The organism is Mesobacillus subterraneus, from assembly GCF_023715485.1.
Classification (GTDB): Bacteria; Bacillota; Bacilli; order Bacillales; family Cytobacillaceae; genus Mesobacillus; species Mesobacillus subterraneus_B.
This window is the reverse complement of sequence record NZ_JAMBOF010000014.1, coordinates 79,336-102,046: the sequence shown is the minus strand read 5'-3', so window position 1 is coordinate 102,046 and position 22,711 is coordinate 79,336. Positions and strand designations below refer to the sequence as shown.

Here is a 22,711-nt window from a genome sequence, read left to right as displayed (position 1 = left end):
AGCAAGCTAATGAAGATCCGCTCGACTTGCATGTATTAGGCACGCCGCCAGCGTTCGTCCTGAGCCAGGATCAAACTCTCCAATAAAGAGTTATGAGTTAGCTCATAAGTTAAAACGTTGGCTCATGATCTTCTATAATAGAAGCCATGATCATTTATTGTTTGTTGACGCTTGTTTGTTTAGTTTTCAAAGAGCAATTTAGTTATCTTGTCGCCCAGAAGCGACTTTATTAATATAACACGTTGATTTATTATTGTCAACATCGTTTTTTATTTTTCTTTCAATAAGAATCGAAGTTGTTTTTTTAAAATCAATGTTGTTTTTCTGAAGCGAGATTAAATATACCATGGATAAAATATGTTTGCAATATAATTTTAAAAGAAATATTCACAAGCAATTACTTTTATAATTTTTTCCGTATTTCTTCCTATTAAAGAGTTTTTGTTAATAAATTTTCTTCTCACTCATATAATGATTTGGACTAACTATACCGAGGTGATTATCTTTGCTTCAATCTTTTGCACTATATCTATCCCTGTTCATGGCAGTATTTTTATTTAGCTTTTCTTATATTGAAGCTATAAAAATAGCGAACGCTGAAGGAAAGGTATATGGAGGAACTTTTATTCTAACTATAATAAGTGCGTTATTATTTTCAAGGTTCACATACTTATTCATTTAAAAATCCCCTTTAAGGGGATTTTTTCATAGATCATCTTTTATAATCAATTCCCATCGTTCAAAATTACTTAATTCAATTTTTCCAGAACGATTTGTTTGAGTGATTTCAAATCATTCCATACATAAGCTAGCTCTACATATTCCTGCCCGGCAATCTTCACTATTTCTTCCCCTGCCTTAATTGGCTGCAGGCTTTCATAGAACATACGGCTGCCATTTTGCTCAAGCACCCATACCAGCAAGGAAGTATAATTTTGCTCGAGTAATTCTTCAATGCCTGCCTGTATAAGTTTCGATCCCAGTTTTCCTCTTTGATACTTTCTGAGAATATAAATAGCGTATAATTCACCATCTGCATTAAACTTCCCTGTCCGTTCCTTTCCAAAGGAAGCAAAGCCCACTATTTCTCCAGCAGGATTCACCGCGACAAAAACAGGAGATATATCGGCCGTTTCAGCCAAGCTTTTTTCCCACAAGGGTTTCCTATCCTCAATTTTCAAAGAATCTAAGTATTTTTGGCTAATGATGCCCTCATATGTTTCTTTCCAGCTTTCCACATGAACCTTGACTATTCCTAGAGCATCTTCTTTTGTTGCCCTTCTTATTTGCACGTATATCCCCTTCCCTTATATTGAATTTATTTCTGCTCGTTTTTTCATATTCATTTTTCTTTCATCGACTAAGAATAACGTTATGCCTGCAATAACAACTAACCCACCCGCGACTTGTGTCCAAATAACGTTTTCGCCTAGCAGGTAATATGCAAGGACAGTTGCTCCTACAGGTTCAAACAGGATTGCCATTGAGATAATCGAGGCGCTAAGCCATTTGATTGACCAGTTAAACAATGTATGTCCAAGCAAAGTTGGAATTAAGGCAAGAAGGATAAAATAAACCCAGTCACTTGCTCCATAGGGATAGAAAGACTCTTCAACTGCTAGTACATAGAAGAACAGTGTGATCGTGCTAATCATGTAGACAATAAATGTGTATGTTATTAGGGACATTCTTTTTCTGACGGTTTGCCCGAATAGTAAATATACAGTGACTAGGGCACAAGCTGCGATTGCTAAAAAGTCGCCAAACAAGGCACTGCCGCTAATTTTAAAATCACCCCAGCTGATGATGACACTTCCCGCAATTGCGATAATCCCACTCAGGATTGCCTTTGCAGATATTTTTTCCTTAAAGAACATATAGGCTCCTGCAAACGCGAATAATGGCTGAAGTGTGACCAGTACAGTCGAGCTCGCCACCGACGTATAGTTTAACGATTCGAACCAGAGGATAAAGTGAAAAGCCAGGAACACACCTGATACCCCCGAAAATACCCAATCCCGTTTCGTAATAAGACGCAGTTCAGGAACATATTTTATAAGAAACACCGGCAGCATAAATAACACTGAAAAAAATAACCGATAAAAGGCAATTACCCCTGATGGAGCAGAAGATACTTTAACTAAAATCGCCGATGTTGAAACAGCCACTACACCAATCGCAACAGCAAGGTAAGGATTTACTCTAGGTGCTTCCATTTCTATTCTCCTTTTATATGAAACAATTTGAATATATGTATTTTACAATGAAAATGGTTTTTTATCTTAAATTTATTAAAATTCTTCGTTAGAAAGAGTTTATTTCACTTTAATCAGGGAAAGTAAATACATCTTAATAGGGGCAGGAGATCACATGCTTTATTCTATGGATATGGAAATTTTAATAAAGTTAGGCATCTCTGCATTTTTGGGCCTTGTAATCGGGCTTGAAAGAGAGATAAAGAGGAAACCGGTTGGACTGAAGACCAGTTTGGTCATCTCGATTGTCAGCTGCCTTTTAACAGTTGTATCCAGTGAATCCGCCTACATGTTTCCAGGCGATGAAGATGTAAATATCACAATGGATCCTCTCCGTTTGGCTGCACAAATCGTTTCGGGTATCGGCTTTCTTGGAGCTGGCGTTATTTTAAGAAGAGGAAACGATACGATCTCAGGCCTAACGACAGCTGCAATGATTTGGGGTGCAGCTGGAATAGGAATTACTGTGGGTGCAGGCTTCTATTGGGAGGCAATAGCCGGGGTTGCATTGCTAATTGTCAGTGTTGAGTTTATACCGTTCCTGATGACCTTCATTGGTCCAAGACAGTTACGCGAGAAGGAAATACGTCTTCAATTCAATGTGACTGGCAGAGAAAGCATCGCTGATATTATCACAAAGATCAAGTCCGAAAAAATCGCTTTGAAAAACGTGCGTATCAAAGATTTAGCAGAAGGAAACCAGCTTGTACAACTGATCGTGACAGTCGATTTCAGGAGAAAGACAACGGATGTATACGAAGCTGTATCGGAAATCGAAGGAATCAACCGGGTCGAAATTGAAGGTTTGTAGGAAAAGCCGCTGGAGTTGCGGCTTTTTTTCAATTAGTAGTAAATTTTATCTTGCATGTCCTTTGAGTTGGAGATATAATCTTTCTTGTACCTTATCGATTTAGATACGGGGGATTAGCTCAGCTGGGAGAGCGCAACGCTGGCAGCGTTGAGGTCAGGGGTTCGAGCCCCCTATTCTCCACTTTTAAAAAGCAGTAAAACCATTTGGTTTTACTGCTTTTTTCGTTATTCGTTATCTTTTTGATAATATACTAATGCTTCATAGGCCCTTAATATACTTAACTTCACTTCTTTATAGTTCTGAACAATTAGCTTTGAATTCGCGATATCTTTCAATGTATCCTGGTCCTCAATTACAATTTCGTCCTTACTAAAGTTACACAGCACAATAAGCTTTTCATCCTCACTTCTTCGCTCATATGCAAAAATCTGTGGATGATCCTTATATATAAGATTGAAGTCACCTGTTGTAATGACCTCCAGTTTCTTTCTAAGAGAAATCAAATGCTTGTAATGATAAAAAATTGAATCTTTATCTTTAAGCGCTGCTTCTACATTGATTTCTTTATAGCGTGGATTTACTTCAATCCACGGAGTTCCTTTTGTGAATCCAGCATGAGCATCATCATTCCACTGTATAGGAGTTCTGGCATTGTCCCTGCCTTTTACATAAATAGAGTTCATAATATCTTCTGTTGGAACTCCCAATGAATGTTTTTCTTTAAACATATTTAACGTCTCGACGTCTTGGTATTGTTCTATTGATTCGAACTTCACATTAGTCATCCCGATTTCTTCACCTTGATATATATAAGGGGTTCCCTGCATCATGTGCAAGCAAGTCGCAAGCATCTTGGCAGATTCCACTCGGTACTTTTGATCATCGCCAAATCGAGAAACAATTCTAGGTTGATCATGGTTGTTCCAATACAAACTATTCCAACCAGTGCCTTGTAATTTGGTTTGCCATTTCGACAGGTTTTCTTTCAAATCAACAAGATTTAAAGACTTTAAATCCCACTTTTCAGTAGGACCGCTATCTAAGCCCATGTGTTCAAAGGTAAAAATCATGTTAATTTCCTTATTTTCAGGATTTGTGTAAATTACTGCTTCTTCAGTACTCGCACCAGGCATTTCTCCTACAGTTAAAATATCGTAATGAGAGAGAACTTTTTCATTCATCTCCCTTAGGTATTCATGTATTTTTGGTCCATTAACGAAAAATGGTCCTCCGTCACCGTATAATGCACCTTCTTTCACTTCGCCGTCTGGAAGGTCGGGTACCTTGGAAATAAAGTTAATGACATCCATTCTGAACCCGTCAATTCCTTTATCAAGCCAGAATTTCATCATTTTATAAATATCATTTCTTAAAGCTGGATTCTCCCAATTTAAGTCGGGCTGCTTTCTTGAAAAGAGATGCAGATAATACTCTTTTGTATTTTCGTCATAATCCCAGGCAGGGCCACTGAAAATCGACCCCCAATTATTCGGTTCTTTTCCGTTCTTTCCTGGCTTCCATACATAATAATCTCTAAACGGATTATCAAGCCCTTTCTTTGATTCCACAAACCAGGAATGCTCATCTGAGGTATGATTTACGACTAAATCCATAATAATTTTGAGCCCGCGCTGATGAGCTTCAACCAGAAGTTGATCGAAATCCTCCATTGTTCCAAACTCATTCATGATTTGGTAATAATCCCTTATGTCATAACCATTATCGTCATTAGGAGAATCATAGATTGGGCTCAACCAAATTACATCCACACCAAGCTCTTTTAAGTAATCAAGTTTTTGGGATATACCTTGGATATCTCCTATACCATCACCATTGGAATCGTAAAAACTTCTAGGATAGATTTGATAAACGATGCTTTTTTTCCACCACTGTTGATCATTTTCAACCTTATCAATTACTGTATCTCTATTTTCCATTTTTCTGGCTCCCTAAATTCTGATGGATTTTCAACCCTGACATCTCCAGAGAAGCCAAATATCTTCACCTTATCAATTTGGCTTTTCCATGTTAAATCGCCGCTTGAGTTTACCTTAATATTCATACATTCGGCATTCATTTCAGTTAGTATATTTGTAATTGAATAATGATCTTCTTTATAGCCCATGGATCTGCCATCATCCTCATACAAATTGAACTCGCCTTTTTTGCCCGCGTAAATTTCCACTTCAATCTTTTGATGTTCGGTTGTATTTTGAATATCTGATCCAATCGCAAGGATAGTACCTTCTTTAATAAATATTGGGAGCACATCCAATGCAGCTTCAATTAGTAAATGCTTTCCGCCTTCATAGACTTCTTTTGTCCAGTAATCATACCAAGTTCCTTCTGGTATATAGACAGAACGATGAGTCACCCCTGGTCTTAAGATTGGAGTAACCATAACATTACTTCCCAACAAAAACTGGTCGTTGCAATTAAATGTGTTTGCATCATTCGGATATTCTAGCACTAGAGGACGTACGATTGGGACACCCGTTTGAGACGATTCATGGAACAACGAATAAATATAAGGCAGCCAAGTATATCTCAATTTGATATACTTCTTGACGATTTCAGTTGTCGCTTCACCAAATACCCACGGCTCCTGACGGATACTGTCCTGAACACTATGATTTCTGAAATAAGGCATGAAAGCTCCTACCTGAGTCCACCTAATCAACAATTCAGGTGTGCAGTCAGAAGAAAAACCCCCAACATCCGCACCTGTAAAAGCAACACCAGACATACCAAGATTCATAATCATCGGCAGCGACATTTCAAGATGCTCCCAGTGACTTCGGTTATCCCCCGTCCAGACAGTGGCATATCTTTGGATGCCTGCATATCCAGCACGGGTAAGAACAAACGGACGCTTATCGGGAAGAAGTTCTGCAAGTCCTTCTGCTGTAGCTTTACTCATATAAAGTCCATAAGTGTTATGCATTTCTAGATGAGGTTTTAGATCACCATCCACATCATGCATAACCTCCAGATCCATGGTCTTGCTTTCATTGAAGACAGACGGTTCGTTCATATCATTCCAAATACCTTCAATTCTAAGATCTGTATAAAACTTGTGTAAACTTCCCCACCATTTTCTTGCTTCAGAGTTCATAAAGTCTGGAAATGCACTCGTCCCTGGCCAAACATCTCCATAATAAATCTGTCCATCAAGGTACTTGCAAAACAGGCCTTTCTTTACCCCTTCCTTGTACACCGGATACTGAACATCTTTTTTTACTCCTGGATCCACAATTGGCACAACTTTGATCCCGTCATTTAATAGTGTAGAGATTAGTTTGCCTGGTTTAGAAAAATGGTCCTTATCAAATGTGAATACGCGATAATCCCTCATATAGTGGATATCGAAAAATATACAATCCAGCGGGATGCCTTCTTGTTTAAAACGATTAGCGATTTCTAATACCTCTTCTTCTGATCGGTAGCTATAGCGGGACTGGTGATACCCAATCGCCCACTTTGGAGGAAGACTCATTTTACCGGTCAACTCGATGTATAGGTAGGTGATTTCCTTTAAATTCTCACCTATAAAAAGATAGAAATCAATTTGACCTCCAGCAGCACTCATCCTATATTTATTGGAATAGGTTTGAGTATCAAATTCGGTTTTGAATGTATTATCAAAGAAAAGTCCATATGATCTCTGCTTATTATGGACAGTAAAATACGGGATGGATTGATACAGCTCAACCGTGTCCTTATTGTGTGGGGCATAAACGTCCGTATTCCACATGGATATTTTCGAGCCTCTCTTATTTAAGAAGCCGGTCTTTTCCCCAAAGCCGTAAAAGACATCCTCTATCTCCATCAATGAATCGAAGAATACTTCACCGCTATTTTTATAAAAAGCTGAAGGACTAGCGGATTGAAAAATGGTCTTTTTGCCATTCGACACCTTTATAGCAAAATTATCTTTTTCTACCTCTATCATTACTGACCCGCAGCTGATTATTAAATGATCGTTTGATTCATAAAATGTTGCTTCATGAGGCTCTTGCTTAAGTGAAACAGCAATGCTGGGTGCCGAGTTCACTTTTCCGAAAGGATTTACGATAATCCTTGGAATCTTTTTTTCTGCGAAATAAATCAAAAACTCGCCATGCTCATTAGTGCCTGAAAGCCTATTATCTTTCCAGGTAAAAGAGGTTACAGAACCAACGTGTAATTTAGGTTCCCCCTCGATCTTTTCCTGGGTTGGAAGGATAGCAAAACTAGTTGTATCTAACACGTTCATTCCTCCATGTATTCATGCTTTTTTCTTTCCGTTTACAAATACAGCTTTTCCTTCTGGGTTAGCTTCATCAGGAAGATAAACATCAAATTCCTCTATTGGTCCACTAACTGAAATTATCCATCTATCCGATTCTTCTACAACTTCAACACCCCATTGATTATTCAGGTGGTCATTGATTTTTTCTGATAAACCATCCTTCAAATAAATCTTTAATAATGGACTGATATAGCTGGTAATATTATTGGAAACAAAAGAACCTAATTGAAGCGTTCGATCCACATTTGTTAAAATAACAGACCCTTCTTTCACGTAAACAGGAATATGCTCGATAGGTGAATCAATTATTTCATATGCTGGACCGATAATTCTTTTTCCGTTCCAGAAGTCAAACCAAGTTCCCTCAGGGAAGTATACTTTTCTAGTAGTTGCACCTTCCTCTGTTACAGGAGCAATTAATAAAGAAGATCCAAAGTAATATTGGTCGAAAACTCCTTCACCTCGTTGATCTTCAGGGTTCTCCATAAACAAGGAACGCATCAATGGAATGCCCGTTTCACTTGTTTTTCTTGCTTCGTTCCAAATGTAAGGGAGCAAGTTCATTCGGACATTGGCATAAAATCGATATCCTTCAATTGCAATGTTTTGCTCGGTTCTCTCCGCGATATTCCATGGAGTGCGGTCCTGATTAAACTCACCTTTGCTTTCAGCATGATATTGCATGATTGGACAGAAGGCCGCCATCGCCGCAGATCGCACAAACAATTCGGCCGTTGGAATGTCACCATTAAATCCAGCTAAGTCCCAGCCCCAAAACGGAATACCTGACATTCCGGAGGTAATACCTGCAGCCAAAGACCGCTTGAAGGCATCGAAAGTCGATCTCTCGTCTCCCGCCCAATGTGCAGGGAAATTTTGGGCTCCCATATAGCCAGCACGGCTAAAGGTCATTGCATCTCCACTTTTAAAGTCACTAGCGAATCGGTAGTAAGCCTCTATATAATCATTTGGATACAAGTTGCGCATTTCATCGCCGGTTTTCCCATCAGCAAACAGCAATTCGTCTCCAAACACGAATTCCCCGCCATCTGTTTTGAATCCATCTACTCCAATTTCAAGCATATACTCTCGTTTTTTAAACCACCATTCTTTGGCGTCTTGATTTGAAAAATCCATCAACAGACTTTCCTTGAACCAGCCTTCAGGCATTCTGTATGGAGATCCGTCTTTCTGTTTGACAACATATCCATTTTCCAGCATGTATTTTTCATCCGCATCTTTTTGTGGATGCGTTTGCCTGTTCAAGTATTTTTTAATCGGAATCTGCCACAGAAGAACTTTCAACCCGTTATCGTGCAGGTATTCAAACAATCCCTTCGGATCTGGCCAGCGTCCCCATTCTGGAAACTTCATTTCGTTGAAGGAATGGCTTTCTCCATTACCTTTCACATCATATTGGGCATCATTGAACATGTAATAAGTGACTTCGTCACTCCACTGTTCCAGGACTAGAACAGTCGCTGGTATTTGATAATCGTTTGTTTTTTCCACTTCTGAGCGAACCAGGCTATCCCTGTCCCAGTTGTTGCTCGACATCCAGGGTCCAAACGCCCAAACAGGTGGTAATACTGGTTTGCCGGTTTTCGAAGTGTAGGATTCAATCACTTTTTTTGGTGTTCCTAAGAATGCAGTAATGGAGGTGCTTTGTTCTTTTACTGACATCCTTATCTTAATTGACATGGCATCCTTCAATGAGTGAGCGATGTCAAAATGGGTGTACCTGTTGGTATTAACCATCAAGCCATATCCCAGTGAACTAATATAGAAAGGAACTGGCATATAAGTCCTAGTACCCTGATCGCGATACTGGTTATAAACATAACAATCAATAATATTCCCGCGCTGCTCCACAGTATTATATCTTTCACCAAATCCGTAAAAGCGTTCGTCCGACGGCGTATGCAAATTGAGCTTTAAATCCCTTATTTTCTGGTTTTCATCTGTGGTACATTCAATGAAAGGAAGGAAATCATGAGACTCTAAAAGAGTTTTGTTAGTATCTTTAACAGAAATAGAAAATGGATTTAATTTCACTTCTACAGTAAATTTTTGATTCAAGGACCTAAGAGTAATATCTTCACTTTCTCTTTCTCGGATAAAGGTTTGTCTAGCGCCGGAATCAATGTTTATATAAAACTGATCTTCATTGAATCCAAGATTGACCTGCAGTGAAAAACTATCTCCATATTTACCTAACAAGACCACTTCGTTCTCAGCCTTTTCAAACAAGCAGAATTCCTTTAATTCTCGTTGTTTTAGAGGTGTGATTGGATACCATCCCGATTGGACTTTAAGATTTCCACCATTAAACGCTGAGAATTGATAATGGAATGTCTCCTGCCTGATCAGAGGCTCAATAGTACCAGTCCATATGAATACTTTTTTCTCCTCAACATACTTCTTGGTCAACTCAGTTGTTTTTGCAGCTTCTCCACTTTTAGTTTTCAACGTCAATAAAACAGTGTCAACTTCTCCCTCAGGCCAGACCTGGCATGCTACTGTTACTGGCTCTTCTATTGTCGGATCATGAGGACTGCGTTCCGTAAGCTGTGGTTCGTAAATGTTATGATTGCCATATGGTGTATGTACAATTTTGTACTCTTCTATTGAATCAACCTTATAGTGTTCAATAATTTCAATAATCACTTTTCCAAGCTCTGATTCCTCTGTCGACTCTTTTTCAATCAACCTTTTTGCCAAATTTAAATATGTATTCGCTTTTTCATAGTTGCCCTTTTCCAAAAAATATAATGATAATAGCGCGGTTGCTGAAGAAGATTCCTTCTTGCTTTCAATCGTTTTAAGTACCCCTGCTTTACTAGCTAACTGTCTTTCCGTTTGACCAACTGCTTCGACCACAATTAAGTCCTCCGGAGAAAACAATCCATATGGCATAACTGCAGTAAGCATATCCAATGAAATTTGCCGTTCATTCACTGCATTAAGCAACATACCCCCAGAAAGTAGAGAGTCAAAGACAAAATCTCTGATTTCTGTGATTGTTTTTTGGAGTTCATATTGCTGGAGATTATTTTTGGATTGAGTTAATGCCGCATATACCATTGCAATGTTCGAAACATGAATATCTTTTTTGCCGTCTCCCCAAATACGTTCAAAAGGTTTTCTCCAATTTTCCTGGAGAAACGTTAAATAAGGTTGAACATTAACTTCTTTCATGCTCTCACTATTCGTCCCTTTTAAATGGTTCTGCACATTCCATAGCCAGGTAGCAATAAGGTATATACTGTCTTTATCAAGTTGAGGTTTATAATTAAGAAGAATTCTTTCCGAGGATGGATAATCATTATTTAACTGGTATACATGAGCTTTAAGCAGCTTGCTGTATATTGCTTTTGAATCCATATGTCTCTCCCCTTATGTTAGAAGAGAAGGATATGATGATGCCTCGATATCCTTCTCCAGATTTGATTACTTCAGCTTCTCTAATTCTCCCTGCATAACTTTCAATGCTTCTTCAGGGCTCTTTTTACCATTCACAACATTTTCTAGTTCCTTTGTGATCAGGTCACTCATTTTACTCCAATCTTCAATTACTGGAGGTAAAACAAGCGTATCCATTGCTTCAAAAATAACTTCCCTGCTTTCTGGAGGAGTTTGTTCCAGATAAGGCTTTAAAATCTCTTCATTCGTGATTGCTGGAAGTTCCCATGAACTTGCAATTCGAATTTCTGCCGCTTCATCACTAGCGCTCATGAAGCGTGCAAATTTATAAGCAGCGTTTTGAGCATCTGAGTCCTTCGAAACTGCTAATCCATTTGCGAAGAAGTGATGAGCCTTTTGTGTATTGCCTGCTTCAAGTGCAATATCCCATTTGAATGGTGCATCTTTAAAAGCGGATAGCATCCAGATTCCAGTATGCAAGATTCCGATTTGACCGTTCTTAAACAAATCTTCTGGTGACTGGCCAGATAGATCTCCTACGGAAGGAGTAACTTTATATTTGTTTACCTTATCAACCATATATTGAAGAGCTTCTGCATTTTCAGGGCTATCGATGGTTACTTCTGATTTGTCTTCATTGAATACAGATCCACCATTTTGAGCAATCACTTTATAGAATTCATGGAACTGAATCGGTGCATAAGTTCCCCAAACCTTTTCGTCTTTGTTCGTGATTTTCTGAGCTGCTGTTAATTCATCTTCCCATGTCCATTCTGCAGTTGGATAATCCACTTTTGCTTTATCAAACAAGTCTTTATTGTAGAAAGTAACAACGTTTGAGAAGCTTTCCACCATTCCATATTGCTTTCCTTCGTATTGATAAGCTTTATATGCTTCTTGATTTAATTTAGATGGATCAAAGTCTTTATCTTCTTCAATGTATTTAGACAGGTCCGCTAAAGCTCCCTTTGAGGCATAACTAACGAAGTTTTCATAGTTAAGCTCGAATACATCCGGTGCTTTTCCGCCAGCAATCATCGTTTGCAGCTTCGTGAAATAATCATCATAAGCAGCAATCTCATAATCTACTTTCACATTTGGATTTTGCTTTTCAAAAGCACTGATCATGTCCTGTAGGTCTTTTTCATGGTCAGTACCTGGTGAAAAGGTAAAGTAATTGATTGTTACCTTTTCATCTTTGCTGTCTCCAGAGCTCTTTTCCGAATCAGAACATCCTGCCAATACAGTAAAAGTAAGCATAAATAGTAGAACAATAGCCGAAACAAGCTTTTTCTGAGTCATCATAATTCCCCCTTATTATTCTTTCATTCCACTCATTGTCATTCCTTGAATAAAGTACTTCTGCGCAAATAGATAGACTGCAAGTATTGGCAAAACACTAATGACTACGCCTGCCATCATCATGTTCCAATTCGTTTCCCACCTCCCTTGCAGAAGAGATAATCCTAGCGGCAAAGTAGCAAAGCTTTTATCATTAATTACAATAAGTGGCCATAAGTAATTGTTCCAAGATTGCATGAATGAAAAGATGCCTAACGTCGCGAGTGTTGGTTTAGATAACGGCATGATTACACGCCAGAATATTGAAAAATGGTTGGCACCATCCATGAAGGCTGCCTCTTCAAGTTCCTTCGGAATCGACAAGAACGCCTGCCTTAACAAAAAGGTTCCAAAAACACTAAACAATCCAGGGACGATCAATGCCTGATATGTATCAAGCCATCCAAAGTTTTTCATTAAAATAAACTGGGGTATCATGGTGACCTGTGCTGGAACCATCATTGTTGCCAGGTATAATAGGAAAAGTTTGTCCCTGCCCCAAAATTGCATCCTGGCAAACGCATAAGCTGCCATAGAACATAAAAGCAGTTGGCCCAAAGTTGTCAGAACCGCAACTAACAAGGAATTCCCCAAAAAGTGAAGCATCGGGAATGCCCCAGTCACATCCTTATAATTTTGGAAGGTTGCATGATCAGGGATAAACTGTGGTGGAAAAACCATTGTTGCTCCTTGATTCTTTAATGAAGTAGAAATCATCCATAGAAAAGGAAGCAGCATGGCGATTGCACCTAAGATCAAAACGATGTACAGTAAACCTTTTTTAAATATCCTTAGACTTGTAAGTTGATAATCTTTCTGAAGGACAGTTGATCGTTTTGTAACCGTATTCATTTCCATGTTCAATCCGCCCACCTTTTCTGCATTTTCATCTGGATCAAAGTAATCACAAATATGACTATGAATAAAATCCATGACATTGCGGAAGCGTAGCCCATTTCAAAATACCGGAAAGCGTGATTGTATATGTTTTGAACTAGAACATTTGTAGCTCCGCCAGGGCCTCCTTCAGTCATGATCATGACCTGGTCAAAAACTTGGAATGAGTTAATCAAAGAGATGATGGTTACAAAAAATGTCGTAGGTGTCAAAAGCGGGAGGGTGATATTCCAGAATTTCTTCCAGGAATTTGCCCCATCAATATCTGCGGCTTCGTAGTAGGAGGTTGAAATATTTTGTAGGCCGCCCAAGAAGAGTACCATAACAAATCCAATGTCTTTCCAGACACTTGTGATGATGATAGCTGGCATTGCTAGACTTTCATCTTGGAGCCAATTAAGCCCCTCAATACCAACAAATGATAAGAAGTAATTTATTAATCCGTAACTAGGGTTAAAAAGCCATTTCCAGACAAGAGATACGGCAACCCAGGATGTTACTACCGGTAAAAAATAAGCAGCTCTGAAAAAGGCTCTTAATTTTAATTTTCGATTAAGCAGTAGTGCACAAGCTAATCCGAAAATCATTACTAAGGGTAAATATCCAATAATGAAAGTTATCGTGTGGGTAAACGCTGCCCAAAATTCTTTATCAGCTATTAGGTGTTTGTAATTATCAATACCGACGAATTCCATAGTGGATATGAGATCCCAGTTCGTAAAGCTGATGGCTAATGATGATAAAAGCGGGAAAACGATAAAAGTTAAGAAACCGATTAAATTGGGCAAAAGGAACACAGCTACCCAAAAGGCTGTCTTTTTCTTTGTCATTCCAACCATGTTCTCACCTCAATTTAATATAGATTTAGTTTCTTCATAGATCGGTGCCTGGAACAAATGAGTGATTGCAAGTAAGGCTGCCCCTTTTAGCCATGAATCATCTCCCAGTTCGGTTGGCCTGATTTCTGTTTGGATATTAGCTGCGGAGAAAAAATTCACCCTTGCAATATCTACAGCCGCATCCAGGAATAAGTGCTTATATTTCATCCCTTCTCCGATAAGTAAGATCGTATGGGGATTAAGTGCGTTAATTGCATTAAGTATTCCATATCCGAGATTCTCACCAAATGAATTCATCAGCTCGATTGCTAGTGCGTCACTTTTTTCTGCTGCAGTGGATACTTCTTCGAATGAAAAATCTTCAATAATAGTCTCAGGGTAGTTCGCTTTTAATTCCCCGCCACGGTTAGCTAGAAAGAATTCAGATGCGTACATTTCCAAGCATCCCTTTTGTCCGCAGTGACAAGGATACCCACCAATTTTCATTACCGTATGGCCAAACTCACCAGCTCCCCCTGATTCTCCGTAGTAAATTTTCTTATCTACCACCAGGGACATACCTAAACCAGCCCCAACAGAGATACAGACAAAGTTTGATAGTTCTTTTCCTTCTCCGTACCATAATTCAGCCATCGTGTAAGCGTTGACATTTTTATCAATGAATACAGGGATATTTTTCAGCTGCTCGCTTAATAATTGACATAAAGGTACGTTCTCCCATCCCAGCATTGATGATCTAACAATCGTCCCTTCCTGGCGGTTGATTAATCCAGAAGCTGCGATTCCAATACCCATAAGTTGATCTTGTGGCTTATCAGCATTTCGTAAAAGCTTCTTAATTTCACCAGCTATCATCGATACTACATTCTGGATATTATCAAATCTGTTAAACTTCTTTTCTACTAAATCCAAAATGTCAGCATTTAGATTGGTTAAAGCGAATAAAACTCTTTTCTCCTCAATCTTCACACCAACCGTATAGCCATAATCCGCATTAAATTCAAGCAGTACTGGCCTTCTGCCCCCAGTGGATGTAGCAACACCAACTTCCCTTACCAAATCAACAGCCATTAGTTCATCCACAATGTAAGTGATCGTAGATAAACTCATTTTGGTGATTTTAGAAACATCAGACCTGCTAATCCTTCCTGACTTCCTGATTAAGTTAATTACTATGGAACGGTTAATTTCTTTAATTAAATCCTTACTGCCTTTCCTAAGTCCATTCATATAATCCATCTCCATAATTTACTAATTAAAGCGTAACTTACTTTCTTCAATGAAGCAAGTAAGTTTTTATCGATATTTTTCGACAATTTCTATGGAAAATAAATAGACTGCAGATTAGCAGTCCATCTATGCTTCTTATTGAACATTAGCACCCTTATGTTTACGTACATTTCATCACAAACTTTTCGCAGTTTACTTAACCGGTTTATAGTAATAAGAAATTAAACAAGGAGTGCATCTATCCTTCTCAAATAAATGCACTCCCTATTATAATTTTAAAATTATAAAATTAAATTCAAACAGTTATAAAAAGGCTGTTTATATTTCATAGTTACTTTTTTAAATCTAACTTTATAGGCTCTATTGGATACGGCTCCTTTACTAACTCCATTACGCCGTCATCATTTACTATTCTAAATATTTCTACGACAGGCGTAATCATTAGGAAGGATGCTTTCTTATCAATCGTACTTGTTGTAATTCGTGAATTCATATAAAACTTGCTGTCCCCGTAACCTCCGTTAGGCAATACGTTGTATTCATTTCCAAGATTGTCCTTTACTAAGTACCGGAACATTACGGTTTCCCAATTTTCCTCTTTCCATTGATCTAAATGTTCATCCACTTTCTCTGTAAAATAGAATGTGGTTGAAATAGGGGTTGAAACCATTTTGTAGAGTAAAGTCTCCATCCCCCCATCTTGGGAGTGATACCCCTGCAACCTCCTTTCCTTACTTTCAAGGGTATCCAGAGTGAATGCAAAGGACCAATCGCCTTCTATTGGTTCCTTCAATTTCTCAGAATAGACTGCATTGCCATCCCACCGGAAATGAATCTTTTCTGGTTTTACACCAGACATTAAATCAGTAATGTATAACCCTGCATATTCCTTGTCACCTATCTTTTCGGTTATTAGGCCTCCTTGAATATATCCGTAATCAAATTCTTCAATGGGAGATGGGCCATCCAGATACGGCTTTTCGCCCAAGTCCACTTCGCTTTTCATTGTATAGGCAATCGTCACACTTTCCCCATCATATACAGCGTTTGTAATTGTAATTTCAATACCGCTGCTTTTTTTGGTTGTGCCTATTTCTGTGGAATATTCGTTATATTCGTCAAATACATACGCTTTGTTTTCTTTTTGAAAATGCTCAAAGATATTCCCGATGATCGGCAATTTTGCTGCTAGTACAGGATTTGTCATGTTTAGTGTGATGCTTAAGATGAGGACCGCCGCAGCAAGAAGGGAGGCGGCTGATAATTTCCTAGTTAGATTTGGTTTCTTTTTCTTCATTAAAACAGCATTTTTGATTCGTTTCCTTTCAACTTCATCCACATGCATGGGTTCCACTTCAATATCTATGTTTAATTCATTAAACTGTCGGTACAGCTTTTTCATAGAAAAACTCCTCCAATCCTATATTCTTGCAACCTTTTCTTTCCGCGATAAATTCGATTATCTACAGAGGCTTTTGATAAACCTAACTGATTTGCAATCTCGCTGTTTTTCATATTCAAAAAATACTTCATAATAAAAATTTCCCTGTCTATATTATCTAGTTGATTCATCATTTTAAGCAGATCTTCAGTCGATTGTTGTATAAAGTATTCTTCTTCAGCAGATATTACAGTACTTTGCGTTTCTTCCAATTCAATTAGGGTCGGACTCTTTGATAATTTCCGCTGCTGATCAATTGCTTTAAATTTGGCAATGGTACAAATCCATCTCCTGAAATCATCACTGTTTCCTTTAAATTGCCGGGCATTTTCAAACGCCCCCAGGAAAGTATCACTTATACATTCTTCAATTGAATGGTCATCGCTATATGATTTGAGAGTATTGTAAATTATTGCTTTTATAATGCCGATGTACTCATCAATCACAAACTCTAGTGCCTCTTGCTTCCCTTTTTTGAAATGTTTAATGAAGTTGTCAGATGTGATTTTCATAATTTGTGCTCCTTTTTGATTGTAAAGGCCTTTACACTTAATACATCGGATTATTGAATTGTTTATTCTCAAGTTTTTGGAAAAATATAATTTTCATTTATAAGAGGGGATTCCAAGAGGGGTTATCTAAAAGGGAAATGTCGGTGAGAGTATTAACATCTTTTTCAAAAGGACAATTTTAAATTCTATAAGAAATTCATGGGAAAAGTTGAAGGAAACATTTAAAAGGAGCAACTCCAAATGATTCCTTCTTAAACTAAACTGCTCCGTTAGTTGAATAAATTACACAAAAAAGAGCATTAATCCTTCTTGGATCAATGCCGCTTATAGTCCAGGAACAACAATTAAAGTAGAACCTTCTCAAAATGTTCAACTATTGGAAATGGGTCATAAAAATGATGTAATTGCTTTTTCCACTGTTGATACTCGTTGGATTGTCTAAATCCAACTATATGGTCTTCTAATGTTTCCCATTGAACCAGTAGTAAATATTTCCCTTCGACTTCCATACATCGTTGTAGCTCGTGAGATATGTACCCTTTCATCGAAGAAATAATTTTGGATGCCCCACGAAATGCTTCTTCATATTCTGCTTCCATACCTACTTTAACTTGTAGCATAACAGCTTCCAATATCATTATTCCCCCCCTTTCAACAGTATAGCATTACTACTTTTCCAGTTACTTTATTAAACTAACCTGCATCGTTTGTTTAATAAGAAAATAAGTCTGCCTTATATCAGCTTAGAACTTCGAATGATTTCAAAGGCTTTATTCGTGGTTACTAAAGATGCAGGGATAGGAATAACGATGGCAGTCATAATTCCAACATTTGATAAAAAAGAACCTTAAGCTTCAGACATCTTGATATGAGCAATAAACAGGAATATTTGGCGAGAGTTTATCACCAAAAAAATAATTTTGTTCACCTTGTTAATAACTATCTTCAAGCTGACTGCCCCGGTAGCATAGCAAAGACAACAATCCTGATACCCTCCCTAATTACATCCGTTATATATCACTTTACTAAGGAGCGTTGGAGGATCATTGATTCGTACATTATTTCCTTTCTAAAGGAGTTGCCTTTAAATCGGAACACAGATAAATTCAAGGTTGTGCCTTTTTGCTGAAAAACAATGGCATTTGGGTTTTCCTTTTCATTTACAATATATAACTCAGCCAATCCTTGTACGTAATCATCGAACAAGGTGTATTGGTCTCCTTCATTTTGAACGATCAACTGCCAAACGTGGCTGTCATCCCAAAGATACTGACCTTCATTCTCAGGATGTCGTTCAGGTGACGGGGAAACATTAAGAATAATCTGTTCGTTTTGGCCGTCTCCATCAATATCTTCTTCTAGCTTTTCTACAGTTAGAAAATCTTTATATACTGCCACATCACCTGTTTTAATTTCCTCGAAATCCATTTCGTATGTTTGATCGGGATTCGATTCATTCATTTTTTTGAATTCGTCTAGCTGTTGCTGAAGCAATGCATTTTGTTCTTTCTCTTCTTTTAAAGCAGATTGAAGGTCCTCATACTCAGAAGTAGAATCTAAAGGTTCCAACGTGCTAATCCAAGTTTGATTCTCAACTAGAACAATAATCCCAATGGAAATAACGAATATGAGTAATGAGTAATTCAGCATGGAGATTACATAAGGCCGGTAAGATTTTTTATATTCTTTGTTTTTGATTTTATATAGAATCTCCTGTTTTAGCTGTGGAGTGAACATCTTATCCTTCCCAATTAATTTATCCAAGCCTTCTTTGATTTCCTTCATTCCCATATCCCCCTCTCCAAACCCATTAATTTGCCTTTAAGTTTCTCTCTTCCCCTGCGCAAACGGGTTTTGACTGTGTTGGGAGTACAATCTAGTAAATTTGAGATTTCATCTATGCCGCAATCTTTGTAATAGAATAATACAATAACTTCTCTATACTTCACTGGAAGAGCTAATATTTCTTTTCCGATTTGGGTCCTATCGTCATCGTAGATAACCTTGGCCTCAGTGTTTTGATCGCTTATTTTTAAAAATTCAAAAATCTTATCCGATAAAACGGTGTTCTTGTATGACCAGGACCTTAAATAGTCGTAGCATCTGTTAATGGTCAATCTATATAAATAAGTTTTATAAGATGAATTCCCCTTAAAGTTGTTCCTTTTCTCATATGCTTTTAAAAATACATCCTGAACAATATCCTCCGAAACCTGGCGATCCCTAACATATGTATAAGAAAGTCTAATGAGCATTTCGCCATATTTGTCCATTAACTGTCCAAAAAGGAGTAAATCATCTTCAGAATAGGTAACTTGTTGATCAGCACTCATATCTCTACCCCCCATTTCAGACCGTTCGGATATTTCAGGATTACTCTACATATCCAAGGTGTACTTTAGACGGAGTGAGTTCCTTCTAGGTTTCAGGCATTTTCCATATTTTCATAAGTAAATCATTTTATTTCGTAAAGAAACCATCTATTTTGCACTCTACGGAGTTTTACTAAATTCTTGTTGAACATAACTGCTTCGTTTGTTCAATAGCGATTACTTTTAAACACTCTTATAAATGCATCTTTACACTTTGCATCAAAGAATCATATTGTTTCTTATTTGTATCTAAGAATGCCTCATCTCTATTTGACGGTATGTCCATATACCCGATATCTTCATTGAACTGTGAAACGGTAAAATCATAACGTAGCCCATTGATCTCGTTGTAAAAATGCCACCCTTCATCTAGCAAGGTCTTACTTATTTTTCCGCCAAGTAAATCATTTACTACTAACGCCGTTACTCCGCATTGACCTTTAGCCGGATTGTCTTTAGTCCATTTGGAACTTGAATTTTTTGACCAAGATTTTAAGAATGCTTCTTGCAGTTTCATAAGTGTTGATTCCTTCACTTAAAGGATCTCCTCTATTTAATTTCAGACCGTTTCTAATTCAACAAACCTGCTTCTTTATTACAATAAGTTCAAATATATGCGTCGTTAATCCTTCTTCACTTTGTATAACAAAAACCAAAGTTAATTAATTTGGTAATTAAATTACCTTAGATACTTTCTGTAATTCTTCTCTTCAAAAACTCAATAAAATCATCAGCATATTTTTCGTTATTTTTTAATGAAAAGACTGGTAACTCATTTTCCTGTGATCCCATTGTTAAATCAAAATAAAAAACATCATCATCTGCTTCACAAATGATAACTTTTTCATCGCTAAAATTATTGTTTTTTCTATTCAACTCATACATATAAACTATATCTCCACCAATAACGGTATCAAAATCCTGTCCATAAATACTAAATATCTCTGCAGCACAGATTTCTCCGCCACTATAGTTACTTAGCCACCATTTATAAGAATTCGGGAGTTTAAAACCTAGACGTTCTTCGGCGTTAACTATCCATTCGTCTGAAACTCCATTACCGAATTCAGCAAATTCAACAGATTCTCCTGCTGAATTTATTAATTTTTTTATTTCTTCATACTTATTCATTTTCTCTCTTCTCTCCATTCCTTAATAAATCCTTTTTGAACTATCCTGCTTCGTTAGTCCAAGAAGGAATATAACAAAAAAGGCGTTTAATCCTTTCTGAATCACAAGCGCCTAAGTTTAACAATGTAAAGTTTAAACAAATATAGCCATTAAAATTAAATCCTGATAACTGTCTTCCAACTTTACACCTTTTATTTTCCTTCCTTCTTCAACAAATCCCATCGTTTTATATAATTTAATAGCCCCAATGTTACCTTCCATTACTTCTAGACAAACTTTTTCAATTCTACTATTATTTTTGGCCCAATTGATTAATGTTTCTAATAATGCTCTTCCAATACCGTAATTCCGATACTCAGGGAGCACCGTCATTCCAAAAGAACCTTGATGGCTAATTTTCTCTTTGTCACCGCTTTTAAATTCGATGGCACCCACCAGTTCACCGTCAACTTCAGCAATAAATTGGACATAGCTCGGATTTTGGACATAAGTCTTTAACAACTTCTTCATATCTTCAACAGTTACATTCTGCATGTCCTCAGCTGTACTTAGCATATAAGGAGCATTCCTTAATGCTTTCGAGCCAGCATATAACATCCTTTCTACATCCAATATGGTTGCTTCCCGAACTGTGACTGTTTTTTTATTCTTAGTATAATAAGAGATAAAATTTGCAGACATGATACTAGCTCACCCTTTTCATAAAGTAAAGATGCTATAGGTATTTTCTACATTAATAGGTATTTTCTACATTAAGTCTTAATTTCTATTAAACAGGCAATAACTCCTCTTAGTATCCAATTAAATAGGAGGGGATTTATTTGTTATCATCAACTGCCAGGAAATCTTATGAAGCTGATAAACGTATTGAAGGATTTTCACCTTATACTTTAAAAGCATATGGGATTCAGGCAAAGCTACTCATTAGTTATTTTAAAGACCCAATGATAGACACCCTCAATACAGAGAGATTAAAGGAATATCTTATTACTCAAGGTAAAGACTTAAAACCTTCAATTTGATTTTAGAAAAAACTCTAAATACCTCTCTTAAACAATATCCTTACTTGTTCTACCATAACATGAACTTTTTTAAAATTAGGTTAGATAACTTATATGAAGTATATAATCAAATTCTTCAACTCATACTATTTCTAATGCATTCTTTATCGTTGAATTTTTTATCAAGAAGGAAAACGGATAGGCATGAATAGTTTATTTATCTTCTGCCTGCTATAAATTATAAAGTGGTGACTCGACTTGTATTGGCTTTATGAAAATATTATTAATACCATCTATTTTATTGGTGCTTTCATACTGTTCATCGCTTCACTTGCTTTTTTTGGCATTTATTTAATGTTTCGAAAGGAAAAGAATAAACAATAAATATGTTATTGTATGCAAAAACAGATCAATCCGATAAGTACCAGAATAGACTTAATTTTATGTTCCTCTTTTACCGTTTTTTTGGTAAAATCAGTCTTATGTATGTATATTTATGTAAAAAGAGGTTTTAACATGGAAGTGAAAAAGGAAGTGTTATTACTAAAAATTGAATATTACCGTCAGGAACTTATTAAAGTAGGATCTATCCAAGGATATTGCAGTCCTGAAACAATTCGCTTAAGTCAGAATCTGGATAAGCTAATACTTAAATATCAAAAACTACTACATTAGCACACCCTTTAGGCATCCCTCTACCTTATTAATAGTCTATATGGGCGAATAATTTTGATATTATGAAAAAAAATATTGATGCTCTGAAAATAGCTTTTAAATTAATAATAGAAAAGCACTTTATTAAAATTAATGCTATTGCTCTTATCATTTGATATTAAAAGAAAGTAGCACAATAACTCGGTGAAAGTTGGCTTTCTCAATACTTTGTGAAATATTTCACTTAAACTGATTTCCCTCAATGAAAGAAACTCCTCCGTTTATTCATTAGCTAACTCCAATCAAAAGAGCGTTATGCCTTTCTGTAACTTTCACAAATTTCAATGTTAACCGAACAAAAAAGCGATGCTCCCCGTAAGGCATCGCTTTTTTCAAGTCAATTAATATTTTCTTTTATATATATCCACGTTCTTTTATTATCTTGGAAACAATCATTCTGTGGGATGCACTCGTGAAGTTGTTATTCTCACTATTCGGATAAGTTGATCATCA

The 22,711-nt window shown here is 37.0% G+C and carries 20 protein-coding genes, 1 tRNA gene and 1 rRNA gene; 4 read left to right on the top strand and 18 right to left on the bottom strand.

Annotation, left to right across the window (positions count from 1 at the left end; translation table 11 throughout):
- From M3204_RS18325 to M3204_RS18315, 3 genes are all read right to left on the bottom strand, one after another.
- Window positions 1-86, bottom strand: a 16S ribosomal RNA gene (locus M3204_RS18325); the annotation flags it as partial.
- A gap of 663 nt (window positions 87-749) precedes the next feature.
- Complete coding sequence (locus tag M3204_RS18320; RefSeq protein ID WP_251485490.1) at window positions 750-1,292, bottom strand: GNAT family N-acetyltransferase; 543 nt, start codon at window positions 1,290-1,292, stop codon at window positions 750-752.
- Window positions 1,293-1,307: 15 nt separating this feature from the next.
- Complete coding sequence (locus tag M3204_RS18315; protein ID WP_251485480.1) at window positions 1,308-2,216, bottom strand: DMT family transporter; 909 nt, start codon at window positions 2,214-2,216, stop codon at window positions 1,308-1,310.
- A gap of 166 nt (window positions 2,217-2,382) precedes the next feature.
- Between M3204_RS18315 and M3204_RS18310 the strand changes: the two genes are divergently transcribed.
- Together M3204_RS18310 and M3204_RS18305 are read left to right on the top strand one after the other, a co-directional pair.
- Entirely contained in the window at window positions 2,383-3,066 is a 684-nt protein-coding gene (locus M3204_RS18310) for an MgtC/SapB family protein (protein WP_251485543.1), read from the top strand.
- 107 nt (window positions 3,067-3,173) lie between these two features.
- Window positions 3,174-3,246: transfer RNA gene (locus tag M3204_RS18305), tRNA-Ala, on the top strand.
- Between the two features lie 44 nt (window positions 3,247-3,290).
- Here M3204_RS18305 and M3204_RS18300 read toward each other — a convergent pair.
- The 15 genes from M3204_RS18300 to M3204_RS18230 form a co-directional block, all read right to left on the bottom strand.
- Window positions 3,291-5,003: a glycoside hydrolase family 13 protein gene (locus M3204_RS18300; protein ID WP_251485477.1), complete on the bottom strand. Its 1,713-nt coding sequence runs from the start codon at window positions 5,001-5,003 to the stop codon at window positions 3,291-3,293.
- Window positions 4,982-7,315: a glycoside hydrolase family 31 protein gene (locus M3204_RS18295; RefSeq protein ID WP_251485474.1), complete on the bottom strand. Its 2,334-nt coding sequence runs from the start codon at window positions 7,313-7,315 to the stop codon at window positions 4,982-4,984. Before M3204_RS18295 ends, M3204_RS18300 begins: the two co-directional genes overlap by 22 nt.
- Window positions 7,316-7,333: 18 nt before the next feature.
- A complete protein-coding gene (locus tag M3204_RS18290; protein ID WP_251485471.1) occupies window positions 7,334-10,741 on the bottom strand; it encodes a TIM-barrel domain-containing protein in 3,408 nt (1,135 codons plus the stop codon).
- A 66-nt stretch (window positions 10,742-10,807) separates the two neighbouring features.
- Window positions 10,808-12,085 (bottom strand): ABC transporter substrate-binding protein, encoded by a 1,278-nt coding sequence (locus M3204_RS18285; RefSeq protein ID WP_251485468.1) that lies wholly within the window; start codon window positions 12,083-12,085, stop codon window positions 10,808-10,810.
- A 12-nt stretch (window positions 12,086-12,097) separates the two neighbouring features.
- Window positions 12,098-12,859 carry a carbohydrate ABC transporter permease gene (locus M3204_RS18280; protein ID WP_251009825.1) on the bottom strand — a complete coding sequence of 254 codons (762 nt, stop codon included), beginning with the start codon at window positions 12,857-12,859 and terminating at the stop codon, window positions 12,098-12,100.
- Between the two features lie 122 nt (window positions 12,860-12,981).
- Window positions 12,982-13,857 (bottom strand): carbohydrate ABC transporter permease, encoded by an 876-nt coding sequence (locus M3204_RS18275; protein WP_251485464.1) that lies wholly within the window; start codon window positions 13,855-13,857, stop codon window positions 12,982-12,984.
- Between the two features lie 9 nt (window positions 13,858-13,866).
- A complete protein-coding gene (locus M3204_RS18270; RefSeq protein ID WP_251485454.1) occupies window positions 13,867-15,087 on the bottom strand; it encodes an ROK family protein in 1,221 nt (406 codons plus the stop codon).
- Window positions 15,088-15,418: 331 nt separating this feature from the next.
- On the bottom strand, window positions 15,419-16,489 hold the full coding sequence (locus M3204_RS18265) for a DUF4179 domain-containing protein (RefSeq protein ID WP_251485453.1): 1,071 nt from the start codon (window positions 16,487-16,489) through the stop codon (window positions 15,419-15,421).
- Window positions 16,486-17,040 carry a sigma-70 family RNA polymerase sigma factor gene (locus tag M3204_RS18260; RefSeq protein WP_251485451.1) on the bottom strand — a complete coding sequence of 185 codons (555 nt, stop codon included), beginning with the start codon at window positions 17,038-17,040 and terminating at the stop codon, window positions 16,486-16,488. Before M3204_RS18260 ends, M3204_RS18265 begins: the two co-directional genes overlap by 4 nt.
- A 344-nt stretch (window positions 17,041-17,384) precedes the next feature.
- On the bottom strand, window positions 17,385-17,678 hold the full coding sequence (locus tag M3204_RS18255) for an antibiotic biosynthesis monooxygenase family protein (protein WP_251485448.1): 294 nt from the start codon (window positions 17,676-17,678) through the stop codon (window positions 17,385-17,387).
- A 379-nt stretch (window positions 17,679-18,057) separates the two neighbouring features.
- Entirely contained in the window at window positions 18,058-18,825 is a 768-nt protein-coding gene (locus tag M3204_RS18250; protein WP_251485445.1) for a hypothetical protein, read from the bottom strand.
- On the bottom strand, window positions 18,822-19,373 hold the full coding sequence (locus tag M3204_RS18245; RefSeq protein WP_251485441.1) for a sigma-70 family RNA polymerase sigma factor: 552 nt from the start codon (window positions 19,371-19,373) through the stop codon (window positions 18,822-18,824). Before M3204_RS18245 ends, M3204_RS18250 begins: the two co-directional genes overlap by 4 nt.
- A 232-nt stretch (window positions 19,374-19,605) precedes the next feature.
- Complete coding sequence (locus tag M3204_RS18240) at window positions 19,606-19,929, bottom strand: YunG family protein (protein ID WP_285857057.1); 324 nt, start codon at window positions 19,927-19,929, stop codon at window positions 19,606-19,608.
- A 167-nt stretch (window positions 19,930-20,096) separates the two neighbouring features.
- Window positions 20,097-20,561 (bottom strand): SMI1/KNR4 family protein, encoded by a 465-nt coding sequence (locus M3204_RS18235; protein ID WP_251485436.1) that lies wholly within the window; start codon window positions 20,559-20,561, stop codon window positions 20,097-20,099.
- A 114-nt stretch (window positions 20,562-20,675) separates the two neighbouring features.
- The gene (locus tag M3204_RS18230) at window positions 20,676-21,140 is read right to left on the bottom strand and encodes a GNAT family N-acetyltransferase (protein ID WP_251485536.1); all 465 of its coding nucleotides are present in this window, start codon (window positions 21,138-21,140) and stop codon (window positions 20,676-20,678) included.
- Between the two features lie 224 nt (window positions 21,141-21,364).
- Here M3204_RS18230 and M3204_RS18225 point away from each other — a divergent pair, with 224 nt between their 5' ends.
- A complete protein-coding gene (locus tag M3204_RS18225) occupies window positions 21,365-21,565 on the top strand; it encodes an integrase (protein WP_251485433.1) in 201 nt (66 codons plus the stop codon).
- A gap of 495 nt (window positions 21,566-22,060) precedes the next feature.
- Entirely contained in the window at window positions 22,061-22,219 is a 159-nt protein-coding gene (locus M3204_RS18220) for an aspartyl-phosphate phosphatase Spo0E family protein (protein WP_251485429.1), read from the top strand.
- The last annotated feature ends 492 nt before the right edge of the window (window positions 22,220-22,711 follow it).